This is a genomic window from Nonomuraea ferruginea (assembly GCF_039540635.1).
Lineage (GTDB): Bacteria > Actinomycetota > Actinomycetes > Streptosporangiales > Streptosporangiaceae > Nonomuraea > Nonomuraea ferruginea.
Genome location: NZ_BAABFD010000013.1, coordinates 1 through 16,761, shown reverse-complemented (window position 1 = coordinate 16,761; position 16,761 = coordinate 1). Strand labels below are relative to the sequence as shown.

The following is a 16,761-nucleotide window of genomic DNA, read 5'->3' as shown; positions in this document are numbered from 1 at the left end:
CCGACGCGGGGTGGAGCAGTTCGGTAGCTCGCTGGGCTCATAACCCAGAGGCCGCAGGTTCAAATCCTGCCCCCGCTACCAAGAGGAAATGCCCTCCAGGATCTTCCTGGAGGGCATTTCGCATGTACAGCCATCTTCAGGCAGAGGAACGTCGCAGGCGATCCGGTCGGCGGCAGTCGATCTTCCCGCGGGCGCCCGTCGATTTGCGTGAACTCCCGTTTCAGGGATAGTGTCAAGACACACCGACGCGGGGTGGAGCAGTTCGGTAGCTCGCTGGGCTCATAACCCAGAGGTCGTGGGTTCAAATCCTGCCCCCGCTACGAGAAGAAACGCCCTCCGGGATCATCCCGGAGGGCGTTTCGCATGTCCGGGCAGCGGATTCCCGCAGGGCCCGCGCACGCCCAGTGCCTGGCTGGAGCGTTCAGCTCCGATGGACAGCCTCCGGCGCGGGTTCCGGCCGGTAGCCAAGCCGGCCGCGCGTCGCGACGAGCACCACGAGCGCCGCCGTGGTGCCGGCGAGCAGAGTGACGTGGGACGCCTGCTCGGCGGTGGCGAGCGAAGGGAACACGTCCGCGTACATGATCGACATGAAGTTGTTGACGCTGACGTGCAGCAGCATGACCAGCGGAAGGCTCTGGCCGGTCCGGTTGAACACCCAGGTGACGACCACGCTGAAGACGCAGGCGAAGGCGACGAACTCGCCGACCCTCATCCAGGTGACGTCCGGCCACCCGCCCCACTCGCTCAGGAACAGCGGCAGGTGCCAGATGCCCCAGAGCGGGCCGAGGACGAGGGTCGCGCCCAGCGGGCCGAACCTGCGCTGCATGCGGGGCAGGGCGAAGTCACGCCAGCCGGGCTCCTCCGCCAGGCCGGTCGTGACCATCTGGATGAGCAGGCCCGGCAGGTAGGCCACCAGCATGACGGCGGACGGCAGGCGGATGTCTCCGCCGGACAACGCGAGGCCGCTGACGATGATGGCGGCGGGCACGCCGACGGCCGTCGCGACGTACCAGACCCAGCTGACCCGCCACTTGGTCATGCGGCCGATCCACCGGCGGACGCCTTCCCTGCCGTCCGCGACCGCGGTCACGATGAACGCGGCGAGGATGGGGCCGAGATACGCGCCGGGGAGGACGCCCAGGATCTGGGTGCCGCCGAGCGCCGAGGGGAAGGTGAAGTCCAGGACCCCGAGACCGGTCGCCGAGAGGATGTAGGGCGTCCAGGCGGCCCAGCTCATCAGGTTGGCCAGGACGAAGAAGCTGATCAGCGGACGGCGGCGGATGAACCCCCGGATCCCGGTCCGGCTCGGCGGCTGATCGACGCCTGGCGGGCTGTCGACTGACATGACATCGCTCCTTGGGGGAGTGGCTTGGCTGACGCTGATCAGCACACCAGCCGCGGCCCCGCCGGTCGCTCCCGTGTACGCCCCAACCCGCGGTACAGCCAGGGGTACCGAGTCGGCCCGGCAGGTGTCAGGCGGTCGCCGGGCGGCCACGCGGGTAGAGTGATGCGGTCCGCGGGGTGAGCACGGCAGGGGTAGGACGATGATCGACATCATGGGTGAAGGCGGCCGGCGCCGGACGTTCGCCGTCATCAGCCACCCCGACGCGGGCAAGTCCACCATGACCGAGGCGCTCGCCCTGCACGCCTCGGCGATCACCCAGGCGGGGGCGGTCCACGGCAAGGCCGGGCGCCGCGGCGTCACCTCCGACTGGATGGAGATCGAACGCTCGCGCGGCATCTCGATCACCTCCGCCGCGCTGCGCTTCGACTACCGGGGCCACGTGTTCAACCTCGTCGACACCCCCGGCCACGCCGACTTCTCCGAAGACACCTACCGGGTGCTGGCCGCCGTCGACTGCGCGGTCATGCTCATCGACGCGGCCAGGGGCATGGAGCCGCAGACCATGAAGCTGTTCGAGGTGTGCCGCCACCGCCGCATCCCGGTCATCACGTTCGTCAACAAGTGGGACCGTCCCGGCCGCGACGCCCTCGAACTGCTCGACGAGATCGAGGACCGCACGCGCCTGCGCCCCACGCCGGTCACCTGGCCGATCGGCGCCGCCGGCCACTTCCACGGGGTGATCGACCGGCCGGCCGGGCGCGCGGTCCGCTACGAGCGGACTCCCGGCGGCGCCACCAAGGCGCTGACCCGCGAGCTGACCGACGAGCAGGCCCTGGCCGAGCTGGGCGAAGACTGGCGGCGCGCCGGTGAGGAGACCGCGCTGCTGTCGGCCATCGGGGCCGACCACGACCAGAAGGCCTTCGAGGCCCACGAGTCCACCCCGGTGCTGTTCGGCGCGGCGCTGCCCAACTTCGGGGTGGCGCGGCTGCTGGACACGATGGTCGAGCTGGCCCCGCCGCCGGCGCCGCGTCCGGACGTGCACGACACGCCCAGGGCGCTGGACGCGCCGTTCTCCGGGCTGGTGTTCAAGGTGCAGGCCAACATGGACCGCGCGCACCGCGACCGGATCGCGTTCGTCCGCGTCTGCTCCGGGCGGTTCGAGCGCGGGATGGTGCTCACCCACGCCGCCACCGGGCGGCCGTTCGCCACCAAGTACGCCCAGAGCGTGTTCGGCCAGGATCGCACCACGCTCGACGAGGCCTACCCGGGTGACGTGGTCGGCCTGGTCAACGCCGGTGCGTTGCGGCCCGGCGACACCCTGTTCGACGGGCCGCCGGTGACCTACCCGCCGATCCCCAGCTTCGCCCCCGAACACTTCGCGGTCGCCCGGGGACGCGACTCCGGCAAGTCCAAGCAGTTCAGGCGCGGCATCGACCAGCTCGATGCCGAGGGCGTCATCCAGGTGCTCCGCTCCGACCTGCGCGGTGACCAGGCGCCGGTGCTGGCGGCGGTCGGGCCGATGCAGTTCGAGGTGGTGCAGCACCGCATGGCCGCCGAGTTCGGCGCCGAGATCAGCCTCGACCGGCTCGACTACACGCTGGCCCGCCGCACCGACGCCGCCTCCGCGCCGGCCCTCGACCGCGAGCGCGGCTGTGAGGTGCTGACCCGCTCCGGAGACCAGGCGATGCTGGCGGTGTTCACCGACCAGTGGCGGATGCGCACGATCGCCCGCGACCAGCCCGGCCTGACCCTGGAGCCGCTGATCGCCGACACCAGCAGGGAGCAGCGCTGACCGGCCCGCGCCGCTAGCCGTTCTCCGCCAGCCAGCGGTCCAGCTCCTCCCGGTCCCGGCGCAGCTCCGGAACCCAGACCCCGGCGTCGCGAGGGTCGTGCTTCAGCAGCTCGGGGATGTCCGCGTTCCAGTTTTCGGCGATCTCGGCGACCGCCTCACGGAGTTCGGCCTCCAGCTTGCTCCGCACGAACAGCAGGCCGACCGCCGCGAGCGGCCGGACCCAGCCGCGTCCCCGCACGACCAGCGTGAGGCCGAGCCGCCACTTCCCGCCGCCCTCGGCAGCCGCCCTGACCAGCAGGCGCGCCTGCCCGTAGTGATGACGGAGCAGCACGGTCACCGGCGCCTGCCCGCCTCCGCCCTCCACCTGGCGCCACCACTGCCGGATGTCGAGCCGAGCGGCCCACGACAGCCGGTGGAGGCGCTTGGCGGCGTGGTGCTCGCCCCCGGCCACGAGCGACCGCGGCGCGCCGGGATCGGACAGCTTCACCGTCCACGTGGTCTTCTGGTCGTCGGGGTGCCAGGTGGTGACGGCCGCGCTCACCTCTCTCGTACGCTCCCACGAGGTGATCAGCAGCTCGCTGGTGGTGCCGTTCCCGTCCTCGCCCTCCGGCGGGTCGGTGTGGCGCTGGTAGCGCGCGCCGGCGGTCAGGTGGTCGCCCTCGACGAGCGCGACGTCGGCGAGCTCCTCGTCGCCCTGGATCCGGCCTTCCTCGTCCGTGCGCAGGTCCTCCGCGCGGTCGAGCAGGGCGCGTACGTACTCCTCGAACCAGTCGCGGGGGATCGCCTCGACGACGGCTGCTGCCTGTAAACGGGCCATACGCAGCATGGTCGCGGCGAGACCGGACCCGTGTCCACAAGCCGGCGCCCTCCGGGGTCTCCCTCGGAGGGCGCCGGTCGGGGCATGGGGGTCCTTACGCCATCAGCACCTCCTGCGGCTGTCCAGGGCTCTGTCTCTCGGGAAGCCACGGTCATGGAGAGGTACGGAGGAGCGGGCGGTCGAGTTCACCCCTGGCATCGCTCAATCGCCTCGGAGGGCGCGGAGCACGGCCGCCTGCTCGGCTGTCGTGCCCGCCTCGCGGGCGCGGGCGGCGTCCGCGGCCGAGAACCCCGCGACCACCCAGGCGGCGACCTCGGTACGCGGTATCGCCGCGTCCCACCAGTCCCGCATCAGGCCGAGCGCGTCGACGCCGCGTCCGGCCAGGGCGGCGGCCTCGGCAGGAGTGAAGCCGATGGCGCGGTAGACGGCCGCGCCGGCCGGGTCGATGCCGGTTTCCGCCCAGGACACGGCCGCGGCGCCGGTCCATCCCGCGTCGAGATAGGCACGGGCCGTCGCGGCGGGCACACCGCCTTCCAGGAGCGCCCGCATGGTCTCGCGCTGCTCGCCGTCGAGCGCGCTGGGCCGGGGCGAGCGGGAACGGAGCAGGGTGCGCAGCCACCCGCGCGGGCCGGGACGCTCCCCGGCGAGGTGCCGCTCGGCCGCTTCCTCGTGCGGGTAGCCGAGTTCGTGCCAGCGCACGGCGTCGCGGGGCGTCATGCCCGCCCGCAGGAGAGGCTGCACCGTGTACGGGGAGAGGCCCGCGGTGCGCCAGGCGAGGGCCTGATCGGGGGTGTGGACGCCGCCGGCCCGCCATCGTTCGGCGGTGTCCAGCGGGAACCCGCCGCCGATCCAGCGCCGGGCCTCGGCGACGGTGAACCCGCGGGCGGTCCACTCGTGCAGATCCTCGGGCTCGGGGCGGTCGGCGTAGGCGATGCTCATGATCTCTCCCGGTCGAGGTCTTCGTCTCGGATCGTGACGGTGTGGGCCCAGGCGGGCGGTCGTCCGGTGCCGACGAGGCCGACCAATACGGGGACGGGCGGCCGGTGCTCCGGCCACGGGGTCTGCCCGTCGGTGAGGACGACGACCAGGTCGGGGCGCGGGCGCAGGGCCAGCGCGGCGGTGATGCCCTCGCGCAGGTCCGTTCCGCCTCCGCCGGTCAGCTCGATGTCCTCCGTCCTGCGTACGGTCTGGACGGGGTGCGCGTGCAGGTCGCAGCAGATCACCCGCAGCCGCCGTCCGGGACCCCGGGCGAGAGCGGTGATCTCGGCGAGGAACCGGGCCAGCATGGGCTGCGGGATGCTGCCTGAGGTGTCCGCGACCAGCACGATCTCGGGCGCCGGGGCGACCATCGCGGGCAGCACCACGCCGTTCACGGGCGGGCGCCGCGCGGGCCGGCGGTAGGAGAAGTCCACCCGTCCCGAGGCCTGCCTTACGCCGCGCCGGACGCGCGCGCCGAGCTCGGCCCGCCAGTCGACGGCGGGACGCAGGCGTTCCCCGGCCCAGCGCCGCCACCCGCCGGCCACCGGAGACCGGGCGGCGGCCCTGGTCTCGATCTCGCGGGCGATCGCGAGTTCGAGGATGTCGCGCTCGACGCCGTCCAGCCCTCCGCCGGAGATCTCGTACGGGCGCTCCACCCCGTCCGCCGCGCTGCCGCAGTCGATCAGCTCGGCGAGCGGGCGGCCGCCCCGGCGGTGTGCGGCGTCGAGAACCTCGATCAGCGACAGGTACTCCTCCGCCATCCGCCCTTCCGGCAGGCCGAGGGCGCGCGGGGAGATCACCCCCGCGGGTGCGCCGGCTTCGAGGTCGTCGTTGACCTCGGCGTCGGCGGCCTGGATCCAGTGCGGTGACGGCCCGGGGGAGCGGGCGGCGTGGTGGCGGACGAGGTGGCCGATGTGGTGCAGCAGCCACCATCCGATCTCTCCGGCGGGCGTGGCCAGGGTCGTGCCGGGGTCGAGGTGGACGTGCCACCGGGTGTCGGTGGGGAAGGCGCGGAACTCGGCGTCGGCGACGGGCTCCCCGGTCACGTCGTCCAGATACGGTTCGAGGACGACCGGCCTCAGCGCGAACAGCGCGCTCGCCAGGTAGGGCGCGCGGGCGGCGGCCCACACCCGCGCCTCGGCGAAACGCCGCAGCACGTCGGGGGTACGGTCCACGGGGTTCATGGCATGAGGCCCGCGGATCGCAGGATCGGCGCGAGGTCGAGGAGCGCGGAGGGCAGGCCCGCCCCGGCCGGCCGGTTCGCGGCCAGCGTCCGAGCCGAGGCCGCGGCCACGTCGGGCGTCGTCTTGGAGACCCGGCCGATCACCGTCCAGGCGCGTTCCCAGGTTACTGCGCCGCCGTCGGCCACCACGTGCGCGACCAGCCCGCCCAGCAGCGCGTGCAGCCGGTCCGCCCGATCCGGCAGCGGCGCATCGGGGTCGTCCAGCAGGGTCTCCGGGTCGGGCAGGTCCAGCGTGCGCAGCCAGGACAGCAGCTCGAACCCGGCCGCCTCGCCCACCGCCCCGATCACCAGCGCCGCCACCCCCGCTTCGGTGGCCGCGTTGGCCTCTCCGGCGGCCAGCGCGATCGCGGCCATCTCCCAGCTGCGCGGGCTCGGCCAGCTCCTGCCCGCGCGCTCCGGCGTACCGGGCACGGCGAGCACCAGCTCGGGCCTGACCCGCAGGAAGGCGCCGACCCGCGCCTTCGCGGCGGCCACCCCCGCCCGCGACGGAGGGACGACCCGGACGGCGTCCGGCTCGGGGAACCCGTGGGCCAGGCCGTCGGCCACGTCCACGGGCGAGACCTCCCAGTCCAGGTGGACGAGCCGGTTCGCGAGCGGCGCCGACAGCTCCCAGCCGTCCGCGGCCAGGTCCGGCGGGTTCGCGGCGGCCACGATCCGCACCCCTTCGGGAAGTACGAGGTCGCCCACGGCACGTTCCAGCACCACCCGCAGCATCGCCGCCTGCACCGCCGGCGGCGCCGTGGTCAGCTCGTCCAGGAAGAGCAGCCCCGACCCGGCGGACGCCAGCCGTTCCGCCCAGCGCGGCGGCGCGAACCACGTCCCCTCCTGGCGGACGACCGGGAGACCGGCGAAGTCGCCGGGCTCGCGGACCGATCCGACGACCACCTCCACCGGCAGGTCCAGCTGCCGCCCGAGCGCGACGACGGCGGACGTCTTGCCGGTGCCCGGCGCTCCCCACAGCAGGACGGGCAGATCCGCCCGCACCGCCAGGGCGAGGGCCGTGCGCACGCTGTCGTTCTTCGTCATGGGAATCCTCCAAGGTGTCGCGTCAACCGTAGTTGACCCCTTGGAAGGCGGTCAACTACGGTTGACGGAGGTGGAGGTGCCGGAAGCGATGTCGCCCCGCGCGGCCACGAGCGCGTCGGCGTATGACTGGATCATGAGCGCTCGCTACGACGGCCTGGCCGAGTGGTACGACGAGTTCAACGCCGAAGGCGCCGCAGGGAACGCGCCCGAGCTGGCCGAGCTGCTCGGCCCGGGCGACGGCCCATGCCTGGACCTGGGCTGCGGCACCGGCCAGTATCTCGACGCGATCCGCGCCACCGGCAGGACCGTCGTCGGGCTCGATCGGTCAGCCGACCAGTTGCGGCTCGCGCGCCGCAGGGATCCGGCGCCGCTGTTCCAGGGTGACGGCCACGCGCTGCCGTTCCGCGACGGCGCGTTCGGGACCGTCACCGCCCTCTGGGTGTCCACCGACATCCCCGACTTCGCCGCGCTGACGAAGGAGGCCGCCCGGGTGCTGCGCCCGGGCGGCCTCCTGCTGTTCTACGGGGTGCATCCCTGCTTCAACGGCCCGCACATCGAGAAGCGCGAGGACGGCGCCGTGACCATCCACCCCACCTACCGCAGGACGGGATGGCATCCCAAGGGGCCGTGGTGGCGGGAGGGCGGCATCAGGGACAGGCTCGGCATGAGCCACGTCCCGCTGCCCGACCTCATCAACGCGTTCATCGACGCCGGGCTGGTGATCGAGCGGCTGGCAGAGCCGCGCGAGCATCCCGTGCCGTTGATCCTTGCCGTGCGCGCCGTCAGACCACAGTGTCCGCCGGGCCCGTGAGCATCGTGACGCCCGCGCCCGCGAAGTTCGCCAGGTCCGTCACCGCCTGCTGGCCGACGTCGCTGCCCATGGCGGTGTTGAACGCGGCCTCGTCGTCGAACGTCAGCACCGCCACCAGGTAGTAGGCCGGCTCCGCGCCCCCGGGCCGGGTGGCCGTGTAGGAGCGCAGGCCGGGCAGCCGGGCGGCGAGGGGCGCGTGCACCTCGTCATAGTGCTTGTCGAACGCGGCCGTGCTCTCCGGGTGGTGGTAGAGCGCGAGGAGCTGGTACGCCATGACGCCTCCAGATGTCGGTTGCCTCGATCCAACATCGGCGGAGCCGCGAGCGGTAGCCCCGGCCAGGAGCGCGGACCACGACGCGATACATCATGACAAACGGTTGTAAACGCGAGTATGTGGCGAGTTGGATATCAAACTCTCAACTTTTGTGACGCCGGGTTGTAGCCCGTGACCCTCAGCGGCATAGTGGGGCAAATCACAGCGCGCATCCGTCGCGGGAGTGCTCTGCAGGCACTCGCCGCCTCTACGGCATCGACTATGCGCAGGCACGCGCGGATTGGATGAAGCGTATGAGAGCCGCCCCACCGATCCGCTCCAAGCTGGTCCGCATCCTCATCGTCCCGCTGGTCTCGCTGATCGGCTTATGGATCTACATCGCGTACACCATGGTGGGCGAGACCTCCGGATTCGCGGGCAGCCGCAGCGAGTGGGACGCCGTCGGCGTCCCCTCCCGCGACCTGATCACCCAGCTGCAACGCGAACGGCAGCTGACCGCCGAGGCCGCCGGGAACACGTCGGGCAACGCCCAGCTCGGCACCCAGCGCCAGCACACCGACCAGGCCGTGGCCCGCATCAGGGACGTGGCCGCCACGTTGATGGGCGACGTCAGCACCCCGCCCGACGCGGTGCGCGACCTGCTCGGCGAGCTCGACGGGCTGCCCAGCATCCGGGCCGGCGCCGACCTGGACCAGGTGCCGGTGCTCGCCACCACCGAGAAGTTCAACAACGTCATCAGCGTCGCCAACCGCCAGTTCGCCGGCACCGAGATGATCACCGCGGTCTCCTCGTACCGGGTGCTGCGCGGCCTCGGCTACTACGGCGCCGTCGACGAGTACGTGGCCAGGGAGAACGCCATCCTCACGCCGGCGCTGCAGCGCGGCGAGATGACCAGGGCCGAGCACGGCGCGTTCGTCGCGGCGATGGCCGGCCGCCGCGTCCAGCTCGTGAACGCCGAGCGGGACATGGGCCCCGAGCTGCGGGTCTGGCACGAGCAACTGCTGGCCGAGCCCGCCTACCAGCGGTTCACCACCGCCGAGGACGCCGTCTTCCACTGGAACAAGAGCGGCAAGCCGCCGATCCTGGCCGAATCGTGGCGGCGGGACGCCGGCGCCGTCCACACCATCCTGAGCGACAACTACGCCAAGGAGCTGGCCCGCGCCTCCGCCAAGGGCGAGGACCTGGTCTTCGCCGGCTTGATGCGCATCGTCCTGGTCGTCGGCCTGGGCCTGCTGGCCGTGGTGCTGTCGATCGCGCTCTCGTACCGGTTCGGCCGGTCGCTGGTCAACGAGCTGAAGAAGCTGCAGGGCTCGGCCGTCGAACTGGCCGAGGTGCGGCTGCCCCGGCTGGTCGAGCGGCTGCGCAAGGGCGAGGAGGTGGACCCGGCCGAGACGCCGGAGCTGGAGAGCGCCCGCACCGCCGAGGTGGAGCGGGTGGTGCAGGCGTTCTCGGCCGTGCAGCGCACCGCCGTCGAGGCCGCCGTCGGCCAGGCCACCCTGCGCAAGGGCGTCGGCCAGGTCTTCCTGAACCTGGCCCGCCGCAACCAGGCGCTGCTGCACCGCCAGCTCTCGCTGCTGGACGCGATGGAGCGCAAGGCCGAGGACCCGGACACCCTTGAGGGCCTGTTCAAGCTCGACCACTTCACCACCCGCATGCGCCGCCACGCGGAGAACCTCATCATCCTGTCCGACGCCGCCCCCGGCCGCCGCTGGCGGGACCCGGTGCCGATCTTCGACGTGGTACGCAGCGCCGCGCTGGAGGTGGAGGACTACACGCGCGTCACCATCCAGCCGATGCCGGACAGCCCGCTGCTCACCGGCGGCGCGGTGACCGACGTCATCCACCTGGTCGCCGAGCTGCTGGAGAACGCCACCGCCTTCTCGCCGCCCAACACCAGCGTGCAGGTACGCGGTCTCACGGCGGCCAACGGCTTCGCCCTGGAGATCGAGGACCGCGGCCTGGGCGTGAACCCCGGCACCCTGGAGGAGCTGAACGCCCAGCTCATCACCCCGCCGGAGTTCGACCTGGCGCGCAGCGACCGGATGGGCGTCTTCGTGGTCTCCCGGCTGGCCGCGCGGCACGGCATCAAGGTCACGCTCCGCCCGTCCCCGTACGACGGCACGACCGCGATCGTGATGCTGCCGACGTGCATGCTCGCGGAGCGCGCGCCGGTCCCGTCGCAGCTCAGCCAGTCGCTGTTCGAACCCGTCCGGCAGGTCCCGCCCCCGCCGCCCAGGGAGGTGCGCGCGTCCGGCCCCGTGCGGACGCTCGACCCGCCCACCGGGCCGATCCCGCGGCAGACGGAACCGGACGACGACCTGGACGGCCTGCCGGTCCGGGTACGCCAGGCACATCTGGCACCACAACTAAGGAAAACACGTCCGGAGCAGGAGCCCGAGGTCTCCGCCCGCGCCCCCGAGGAACTGTTCAGCCTCATGACCTCCATGCAGGAGGGCTGGCGGCAGGCGCGCAGGGAGACGAACGGCGACCGCGACGTGCGCGACGAAAGGGACTCCCATGGCTGACGCGAGATCTGAGCTGAGCTGGCTGCTCGACGACCTGGCCAACCGGGTCGCGGGAGTGCGGCACGCGATCCTGCTGTCCGCCGACGGCCTCACCATGGGCGGGTCCCAGGGGCTGACCAGGGAGGACACCGAACACCTCGCGGCGATCGCGGCAGGCAGCCACAGCCTCGCGATGGGCGCGGGCCGGCACTTCGGCATGGGCGGCGTCCGCCAGACGATCATCGAGCTGGAAGGCGGCTTCCTGTTCGTCACCGCGGCCGGTCAGGGCGCCCGGCTGGCGGTCCTGGCCGCGGGCGACTCCGAGCTGGGCCTGATCACGTACGAGATGGCCCTGCTCGTCCGGCGCGTGGGCGAGCACCTGACCGCGCTGCCGAGAGGCGCGGCGCCCGCGCCGGTGTGGAACGGGATGACACCGTGACAGACGACGATCCGGGGCCTCTGATCCGGTTGTACGGTCTCACGGGCGGCCGGGCGCGGCCCCAGGGCGAGGCGTTCGACCTGGTGGCCATCGTCGCCACGGTCCACCTGCCGCAGGAGCCGTCCGTGCTGAACCCGGAGCATCACACCATCCTGCGCATCTGCCGCAGGCCGACCCCCGTGGCCGATGTCGCGGCCGGGCTCGGCCTGCCGCTCAACGTCACCCGCGTGCTGCTCGGTGACCTGCGGCGCGAGGGGCTCGTGAGCATCACCCCGCCGAAGCCCGCCAACCAGTCGATCGATGAACGTACCTACAGGGATGTACTGCATGGAATTCGCAGGCTTTGATCGCCCCCGGCCCTCCGGAGGGACGCTCACCGCGACCGCCCTGAAGATCCTGGTGGCCGGCGGCTTCGGCGTGGGCAAGACCACCATGGTCGGCACGATCAGTGAGATCCGCCCTCTGCACACCGAGGAACTCCTCAGCGACCGCGGCGTGGGCGTGGACGACGTGTCCGGCGTCGAGCGGAAGGTCGCCACCACGGTGGCGCTCGACTTCGGCCGCATCACCATCCGCCAGGATCTGTGGCTGTACCTGTTCGGCACGCCAGGGCAGGACCGTTTCTGGTTCATGTGGGACGAACTCGCGCTCGGCGCGCTGGGCGCCGTCGTGCTCGCCGACACCCGCAGGCTGGCCGACTGCTTCCCGGCCGTCGACTACTTCGAGCAGCTCAAGCTCCCCTTCGTGGTCGCGGTGAACTGCTTCGACGGGGCCCGCCGGCACGATCCTGGGAAGGTGCGGCGGGCCGTCGGACTGGACGAGACGACTCCGGTCATCATGTGCGACGCGCGTAACCGGTCCTCGGTCAAAGAGGTCCTGACCATGCTCGTCACCCATGCCATGGAGGTCCGCTAGCGGGCTGTGCAGGCGATCGGCGCCGGGGTGGCGGCCGAGCCGTTGGCCAGGAAGCCGAACGTGGTGGTGCCGCCCGCGGCGACCGTGCCGTTCCAGCCGAGGTTGCCGACCGTCACGGACGAACCGGAGGAGCTCAGGTCGCCGTTCCAGAGCTGGGAGATCGACTGGCCGCCGGCGAAGGACCAGCCGACCTGCCAGCCGGAGATGGCCGACGCGCCGGTATTGCGCACGGTGACCTCGGCCTGGAAGCCGCCCTGCCAGCTGTTGACGATCGTGAACGCCGCGGCGCAGCCCTGGCCGGTCGGGGTCACGGTCGGGGTGACCGTCGGGGTGACGGTGGGCGTCTGGGTCGGCTCGCCCGCCGCGATGGCCAGGTCGTAGGCGCGCTGCGGCACGAACTGGCCCGCCGCCGCGATGCAGCCGTCGGCCTCACCCGGCGGCTTCACCCACAGGAACGCGTCGATCATCGAGTCGCCCGTCGCCGTGGTGCTCCACGTGCCCGTGGCGCGGCCCGCGGGGTCGCACCACTCGCTCCCGGCCGGGCCGTTGCCGTTGCGGCTGGTGTCGATCACGGCGCGCAGTCTGGAGTCGCCGGTCGCCGCTATGACGCTCTTCGCGTACGACACCAGACCGGGCGACGAGCGGTAGTTGGAGGTGTTGACCGCGATGCCGTCGGCGCTGCTGGACACGTTGGCGCCGCGCAGCCGGTTCGCCGCCTCCCCGGCCGACAGCCAGGCGTCGTGCCCGATGTCGTAGTACACCTTCACCTGCGACGACGTCGCCTTGAACCGCTGGCCCGCGTACGACATCGACGCCTGCACCTGGGCCTGCTCGGTGGAGTTCATGCAGTTCGACATGATGGCCAGGGCGTCCGGCTCCAGCACGATCGTGGCCGGGCGGCCGCCGAGACCGGCCGCGATCTGGTCGATCCAGGCCCGGTACGCCGTGTGGTCCGGCGCCCCGCCCGCGCTCGGGCCGCCGCAGTCGCGGTTCGGCATCGCGTACACGGACATGATCGGGATCTTGCCCGCCCTCGACGCCGCGCCCACGTACGCGTCGACCTGCGCCCGGACGGTGGACGGGTTGTACGTGGCGAACCAGCGGCCCTGCGGGACCGCGGCGATCCGGTCCCTGATCACCGGGGCGCGGCTGTCGCCGGGGTTGGCGGCCACCCACTTGGCGGCGTTCGTCTCCGGGTCCACGTAGAACGCCGAGTCGGCGGCCTGGACGGCGGAAGAGGTGAAGACGGCCGCCCCCGCCACGGCGGTCGCGACCGCGGTGAAGAGGGCGGCCAGCACGGGCCTTCTACGAGACATGGAAACTCCGTCCTGATATGGGAGCGCTCCCACGCATGGTAGGGAGCCCCCGCCTCCCGCCAGAAGCGCGATCGGCCGCCGGAAGGCAAAGGCACAGGCGGGAGGCCGATGAGCGGCTGAAACTTTCAAGCGGGATTACGACTGACGGCGATCGCGCCGGTCAACCGGCCTGCTCTTGCTAGGGTCCCGTGTGTGCGTGTCCCCGTGACGGGTTCCACCGGCAGGGTGCGGTGGCTCTGGCTCGTGGCGCCGGCCACACTCGCGGCCCTTCTCACCCTCATCGCGATGGTCTTTCCCGGCGGCAGCCTTTATGTCCTGTCTTACGCGGTCCTGTTCTGGATCCTGACGACGGCCCTGTGGATCGTCCTGCTCTGCGTCCCCCGCTACCGCCGCAGCCCCGGCATCGCGGTCGCGCCGCTCGTCGCCGCGCTCACCTGCGCGACCGTCGCGGCCGACCTGCCGATGCGCGCGGCGTTCGCGGTGTCGGAGCCCGCGCTGACCGCCTACGTACGGTCGCTGCCGCTGCATCCCGACAGCGTCACGGTGGGCGACGCCGAGAGCGGGCTCGGCGTCGAATGGGTCGGGCTCTTCCCGGTCGGGCGAGCCGTGCGCCACGTCGACCGGGCCGACCTGGGCGTCATCGGGTCGGGGGGCTGGCTGGAGTTCTGCGGTCTCACGTACGTGCACGGGGAGCGGCTGAGAACCTACCGGTTCTCGTCCGTCGACCGGCTCTCCGACAGCTGGTACGCGACGTGCGAGGACTTCTAGGGCCTGCGGCTGACCAGCAGATAGCGCCAGAAGAGGAGGCGCCTGACCCGGGCCCCGGGCAGGAGGCGGGCGGTGTGCTCCCTGACCTCGCCGAGGGTCATCACCGGCGGCGTGACCGGCGCCTTCACCGGTGCGGAGCTCCGGCGGCTCAGCGCCAGCCGCGCGGCGGCGTTCACCGGGACGGCCGCCAGGCTGGTCAGGTAGTCGGCCGCGGTGCTCTCCCGGTAGCAGCCGAGCACAGCGAGAACCCCACCGGGCACCAGCGCCGCACGCAACCTGACCACCGTCTCGAACGGCACGTGGTGCAGGCTGGCCAGGCACGAGATGAAGTCGTAGTGGGCCTCGGGCAGGTCCATGGCGGTGACGTCGGCGCGCGCGTATCGGACACCCGCCGCGCGCGGCGCCGCCTCGATGACCTCCGGCGACGGATCGATCGCGTCCACGACCACACCACGGGCGGCCAGCCGGCGCGCGAACAGCCCGGTTCCGCAGCCCACGTCGAGCGCGGTGGCCGCGCCCGCCGGGAGATGGCGGAGCAGCAAAGGGTGGTAGTGGTCGTTGTGATCGAAGGTCATGGATCCGAGTATTGAGGGTGTTGCCGGGCCGACATCATGATGATTACATGATTACATGACCGAAGACGGCATACCGACGCTTTACGAATGGGCCGGCGGCACGGATGCGCTGGAGCGGCTGACCGAGGTCTTCTACCGCCAGGTCGTGAAGGACGACCTGATAGGGCCGCTGTTCGCGCACATGGATCCCGGCCATCCCCGGTACGTGGCCATGTGGCTGGGCGAGGTGTTCGGCGGGCCCGCCCGCTACACCGGCGAACGCGGGGGATACTCGCACATGCTGGCCCACCACCTCAACCGGGGCATCACCGAGGACCAGCGGCGCCGATGGGTGAGCCTGCTCATGGACGCCGCCGACGAGGTGGGGCTGCCGGACGACCCCGAGTTCAGGGCCGCGTTCGCCGGCTACATCGAATGGGGCACCAGGATCGCCCGCACCAACTCGCAGCCCGGCGCCACGCCGCCGCGACAGGCGCCGGTGCCACGGTGGGGCTGGGGCGTCGCTCCTCCGTACCAGCCTTAGAACTCCAGCTGCGGCGGGTCCTCGACCTCCATGGGGTCGATGAAGGTGTCGGACTCGCGGGGGTCCTCCTCGTCCACCCATCTGGAGATGCCACGCGGGATCTCGTCGTCGATCTCCACGATCTGGTGCTGCTGGGGGAACACGTCCTCGTACATCGCGGCCCACGACTGCTGCGGGTCGTCCCCCAGATCCTTGCCGATCTCGTACGGTTGCTCACTCATCGAACTCACGCCTTGCCGATCATCTCGACCGTCTTCCTGGCGGCCCAGCCGAGCAGGGACAGGGCGACCACCACCTGGGTGGCGCGCGACCAGAAAGTGGAGGTCACGTCCGCGTAGACGACCACGCCCAGCCACATCAGGTTGAATATGGCTACCAGCGCGATGGCCGCCCAATTCATCCCTCTCTGCCACATATGCGCAGTCTTACAGTCGCCACCCCAAGCCCGGGTATGCGTTGGGTCACCGCCGCGTTGTTTGCCGTTCCAGCCCGCCTGTCGAGTGCGCGCCGCGCGGATCACGGCGGAAGTCAGCGACGCAGGCTGCGGACCGGGCCGACGCAGCGGCGCAGCCGCATGCTGTCACGGGGGCGCGGCTTGGTCTGCTGCTCCGCCAGGCAGGCGAGCAGGGCGGCCGCCGCCTGGGCGTCCGACAGGATGCGCTGCACGGCCTCTCCGGGCTGCGGAAGCTGCCCCCGCTCGTCGAGCTCGTGCCTGACGAACGTCATCGGGTCCGGCGCGCCGGCGTGCTCGGCGGCCACGGTCGCGCGAGCGGCGGTCAGCAGCCGCAGGTAGTGCGTCCGCAGCATCGCCTCGCGCATGCGGGCCTGCTCCAGGTCCTCCACCAGGGTCCTCGCCACGTCCAGCAGGTCACCCGCCTGGGTCGCCGGGTCGGCGAGGAAAGCACGGATGTCGTCGTATTCCGAGCGGGTCATGCCGGACACCTCCGAGAGCGCGGGACTGCTCGTGGCAATTCGTACCGCCGGGGCATTGCGGACCACTTGCTGTTCGCTTGCCCTGGGCCCTCCCGGACCAGTGAGGTTTGGGTGTCCCCTGGGAAGGGAAGGACCTGAGGATTACCTCTGTGGGCCCGAGATGGTCTTGGAGGCTGCTACAGTTGCTCAGGCACGGGCGGCCAGGGACTCACCAGAGTCCCGGAGAAGCCCGGCGAGTCCCACTCCACACTGATCGTCCGGATGGTTCGCATCTGTCCGGATCGGCCGGTAGGGTAGAGGGGTTGCCTCGGAAACGGGGTGGTTGCCGACTTTTGAAGCTCGATGGGGTTCGCGTCAATTTGACACGAACTTGGAGGGCTGCGAAGATTGGTAACACAAAGACGAAATGAACGCCTCTTCGGCGGGGGCCGCTGGTCGGGTCTTGCCGGGGTGTACGCGTCCGTTTCTTGAGAACTCAACAGTGTGTTAAAAGCCAGTGCAT

19 protein-coding genes and 2 tRNA genes are annotated in these 16,761 nt (G+C 71.7%); 10 read left to right on the top strand and 11 right to left on the bottom strand.

Features of this window, described 5'->3' with window-relative positions; all coding sequences use genetic code 11:
• Positions 1-4 precede the first annotated feature (4 nt).
• Both ABD999_RS24110 and ABD999_RS24105 read left to right on the top strand, forming a co-directional pair.
• Positions 5-81, top strand: a tRNA-Met gene (locus ABD999_RS24110).
• Between the two features lie 165 nt (positions 82-246).
• Positions 247-320: transfer RNA gene (locus ABD999_RS24105), tRNA-Met, on the top strand.
• Between the two features lie 101 nt (positions 321-421).
• On the opposite strand, the gene ABD999_RS24100 is transcribed toward ABD999_RS24105, so the two are convergent.
• Entirely contained in the window at positions 422-1,345 is a 924-nt protein-coding gene (locus ABD999_RS24100; protein ID WP_271278957.1) for a CPBP family intramembrane glutamic endopeptidase, read from the bottom strand.
• Between the two features lie 211 nt (positions 1,346-1,556).
• Between ABD999_RS24100 and ABD999_RS24095 the strand changes: the two genes are divergently transcribed.
• A complete protein-coding gene (locus tag ABD999_RS24095) occupies positions 1,557-3,137 on the top strand; it encodes a peptide chain release factor 3 (protein WP_271278956.1) in 1,581 nt (526 codons plus the stop codon).
• 13 nt (positions 3,138-3,150) lie between these two features.
• On the opposite strand, the gene ABD999_RS24090 is transcribed toward ABD999_RS24095, so the two are convergent.
• From ABD999_RS24090 to ABD999_RS24075, 4 genes are all read right to left on the bottom strand, one after another.
• Positions 3,151-3,954 carry a hypothetical protein gene (locus ABD999_RS24090; RefSeq protein ID WP_271278955.1) on the bottom strand — a complete coding sequence of 268 codons (804 nt, stop codon included), beginning with the start codon at positions 3,952-3,954 and terminating at the stop codon, positions 3,151-3,153.
• A 201-nt stretch (positions 3,955-4,155) separates the two neighbouring features.
• Positions 4,156-4,893, bottom strand: coding sequence for a hypothetical protein (locus ABD999_RS24085; RefSeq protein WP_271280502.1), 738 nt, complete (start codon positions 4,891-4,893; stop codon positions 4,156-4,158).
• The gene (locus ABD999_RS24080; RefSeq protein ID WP_378525272.1) at positions 4,890-6,116 is read right to left on the bottom strand and encodes a vWA domain-containing protein; all 1,227 of its coding nucleotides are present in this window, start codon (positions 6,114-6,116) and stop codon (positions 4,890-4,892) included. The genes ABD999_RS24085 and ABD999_RS24080 overlap by 4 nt, the downstream gene beginning before the upstream one ends.
• A complete protein-coding gene (locus ABD999_RS24075; protein WP_271280504.1) occupies positions 6,113-7,201 on the bottom strand; it encodes an ATP-binding protein in 1,089 nt (362 codons plus the stop codon). The genes ABD999_RS24080 and ABD999_RS24075 overlap by 4 nt, the downstream gene beginning before the upstream one ends.
• Before the next feature lie 133 nt (positions 7,202-7,334).
• Here ABD999_RS24075 and ABD999_RS24070 point away from each other — a divergent pair, with 133 nt between their 5' ends.
• Positions 7,335-8,012: a class I SAM-dependent methyltransferase gene (locus tag ABD999_RS24070; protein WP_345482889.1), complete on the top strand. Its 678-nt coding sequence runs from the start codon at positions 7,335-7,337 to the stop codon at positions 8,010-8,012.
• Here ABD999_RS24070 and ABD999_RS24065 read toward each other — a convergent pair.
• Positions 7,984-8,286, bottom strand: coding sequence for an EthD family reductase (locus ABD999_RS24065; protein ID WP_148029310.1), 303 nt, complete (start codon positions 8,284-8,286; stop codon positions 7,984-7,986). The genes ABD999_RS24070 and ABD999_RS24065 overlap by 29 nt on opposite strands.
• Before the next feature lie 293 nt (positions 8,287-8,579).
• On the opposite strand from ABD999_RS24065, the gene ABD999_RS24060 reads away from it, so the two are divergent.
• The 4 genes from ABD999_RS24060 to ABD999_RS24045 are packed head-to-tail and all read left to right on the top strand — an operon-like array spanning position 8,580 to position 12,144.
• A complete protein-coding gene (locus tag ABD999_RS24060; protein WP_271280201.1) occupies positions 8,580-10,811 on the top strand; it encodes a sensor histidine kinase in 2,232 nt (743 codons plus the stop codon).
• Positions 10,804-11,229, top strand: coding sequence for a roadblock/LC7 domain-containing protein (locus tag ABD999_RS24055; protein ID WP_148029312.1), 426 nt, complete (start codon positions 10,804-10,806; stop codon positions 11,227-11,229). The genes ABD999_RS24060 and ABD999_RS24055 overlap by 8 nt, the downstream gene beginning before the upstream one ends.
• Positions 11,226-11,576 (top strand): DUF742 domain-containing protein, encoded by a 351-nt coding sequence (locus ABD999_RS24050; RefSeq protein ID WP_219543950.1) that lies wholly within the window; start codon positions 11,226-11,228, stop codon positions 11,574-11,576. Before ABD999_RS24055 ends, ABD999_RS24050 begins: the two co-directional genes overlap by 4 nt.
• Entirely contained in the window at positions 11,557-12,144 is a 588-nt protein-coding gene (locus ABD999_RS24045; RefSeq protein WP_148029314.1) for a GTP-binding protein, read from the top strand. The genes ABD999_RS24050 and ABD999_RS24045 overlap by 20 nt, the downstream gene beginning before the upstream one ends.
• Here the strand turns inward: ABD999_RS24045 and ABD999_RS24040 are convergent.
• A complete protein-coding gene (locus ABD999_RS24040) occupies positions 12,141-13,460 on the bottom strand; it encodes a glycoside hydrolase family 6 protein (protein ID WP_271280200.1) in 1,320 nt (439 codons plus the stop codon). The genes ABD999_RS24045 and ABD999_RS24040 overlap by 4 nt on opposite strands.
• Positions 13,461-13,652: 192 nt before the next feature.
• Here ABD999_RS24040 and ABD999_RS24035 point away from each other — a divergent pair, with 192 nt between their 5' ends.
• Positions 13,653-14,228 (top strand): hypothetical protein, encoded by a 576-nt coding sequence (locus ABD999_RS24035; RefSeq protein WP_148029316.1) that lies wholly within the window; start codon positions 13,653-13,655, stop codon positions 14,226-14,228.
• Here the strand turns inward: ABD999_RS24035 and ABD999_RS24030 are convergent.
• Positions 14,225-14,803 carry a class I SAM-dependent methyltransferase gene (locus ABD999_RS24030; RefSeq protein WP_271280199.1) on the bottom strand — a complete coding sequence of 193 codons (579 nt, stop codon included), beginning with the start codon at positions 14,801-14,803 and terminating at the stop codon, positions 14,225-14,227. The two genes, ABD999_RS24035 and ABD999_RS24030, sit on opposite strands and share 4 nt — an antisense overlap.
• A gap of 55 nt (positions 14,804-14,858) precedes the next feature.
• On the opposite strand from ABD999_RS24030, the gene ABD999_RS24025 reads away from it, so the two are divergent.
• Positions 14,859-15,326 carry a group II truncated hemoglobin gene (locus ABD999_RS24025; protein ID WP_271280198.1) on the top strand — a complete coding sequence of 156 codons (468 nt, stop codon included), beginning with the start codon at positions 14,859-14,861 and terminating at the stop codon, positions 15,324-15,326.
• Here the strand turns inward: ABD999_RS24025 and ABD999_RS24020 are convergent.
• The 3 genes from ABD999_RS24020 to ABD999_RS24010 form a co-directional block, all read right to left on the bottom strand.
• A complete protein-coding gene (locus tag ABD999_RS24020; protein ID WP_148029319.1) occupies positions 15,323-15,547 on the bottom strand; it encodes a hypothetical protein in 225 nt (74 codons plus the stop codon). The two genes, ABD999_RS24025 and ABD999_RS24020, sit on opposite strands and share 4 nt — an antisense overlap.
• 5 nt (positions 15,548-15,552) lie before the next feature.
• Positions 15,553-15,726, bottom strand: coding sequence for a hypothetical protein (locus tag ABD999_RS24015; RefSeq protein ID WP_246639496.1), 174 nt, complete (start codon positions 15,724-15,726; stop codon positions 15,553-15,555).
• 128 nt (positions 15,727-15,854) lie between these two features.
• Positions 15,855-16,259 carry a hypothetical protein gene (locus ABD999_RS24010; protein ID WP_271280197.1) on the bottom strand — a complete coding sequence of 135 codons (405 nt, stop codon included), beginning with the start codon at positions 16,257-16,259 and terminating at the stop codon, positions 15,855-15,857.
• Positions 16,260-16,761 lie beyond the last annotated feature (502 nt).

Bases quoted from the DNA above. Each gene is read 5' to 3' on its own strand.
- ABD999_RS24100 (WP_271278957.1), bottom strand. From the start codon at position 1,345: ATGTCAGTCGACAGCCCGCCAGGCGTCGATCAGCCGCCGAGCCGGACC.
- ABD999_RS24095 (WP_271278956.1), top strand. From the start codon at position 1,557: ATGGGTGAAGGCGGCCGGCGCCGGACGTTCGCCGTCATCAGCCACCCC.
- ABD999_RS24090 (WP_271278955.1), bottom strand. From the start codon at position 3,954: ATGGCCCGTTTACAGGCAGCAGCCGTCGTCGAGGCGATCCCCCGCGAC.
- ABD999_RS24085 (WP_271280502.1), bottom strand. From the start codon at position 4,893: ATGAGCATCGCCTACGCCGACCGCCCCGAGCCCGAGGATCTGCACGAG.
- ABD999_RS24080 (WP_378525272.1), bottom strand. From the start codon at position 6,116: ATGAACCCCGTGGACCGTACCCCCGACGTGCTGCGGCGTTTCGCCGAG.
- ABD999_RS24075 (WP_271280504.1), bottom strand. From the start codon at position 7,201: ATGACGAAGAACGACAGCGTGCGCACGGCCCTCGCCCTGGCGGTGCGG.
- ABD999_RS24070 (WP_345482889.1), top strand. From the start codon at position 7,335: ATGAGCGCTCGCTACGACGGCCTGGCCGAGTGGTACGACGAGTTCAAC.
- ABD999_RS24065 (WP_148029310.1), bottom strand. From the start codon at position 8,286: ATGGCGTACCAGCTCCTCGCGCTCTACCACCACCCGGAGAGCACGGCC.
- ABD999_RS24060 (WP_271280201.1), top strand. From the start codon at position 8,580: ATGAGAGCCGCCCCACCGATCCGCTCCAAGCTGGTCCGCATCCTCATC.
- ABD999_RS24055 (WP_148029312.1), top strand. From the start codon at position 10,804: ATGGCTGACGCGAGATCTGAGCTGAGCTGGCTGCTCGACGACCTGGCC.
- ABD999_RS24045 (WP_148029314.1), top strand. From the start codon at position 11,557: ATGGAATTCGCAGGCTTTGATCGCCCCCGGCCCTCCGGAGGGACGCTC.
- ABD999_RS24040 (WP_271280200.1), bottom strand. From the start codon at position 13,460: ATGTCTCGTAGAAGGCCCGTGCTGGCCGCCCTCTTCACCGCGGTCGCG.
- ABD999_RS24030 (WP_271280199.1), bottom strand. From the start codon at position 14,803: ATGACCTTCGATCACAACGACCACTACCACCCTTTGCTGCTCCGCCAT.
- ABD999_RS24025 (WP_271280198.1), top strand. From the start codon at position 14,859: ATGACCGAAGACGGCATACCGACGCTTTACGAATGGGCCGGCGGCACG.
- ABD999_RS24020 (WP_148029319.1), bottom strand. From the start codon at position 15,547: ATGAGTGAGCAACCGTACGAGATCGGCAAGGATCTGGGGGACGACCCG.
- ABD999_RS24015 (WP_246639496.1), bottom strand. From the start codon at position 15,726: ATGAATTGGGCGGCCATCGCGCTGGTAGCCATATTCAACCTGATGTGG.
- ABD999_RS24010 (WP_271280197.1), bottom strand. From the start codon at position 16,259: ATGACCCGCTCGGAATACGACGACATCCGTGCTTTCCTCGCCGACCCG.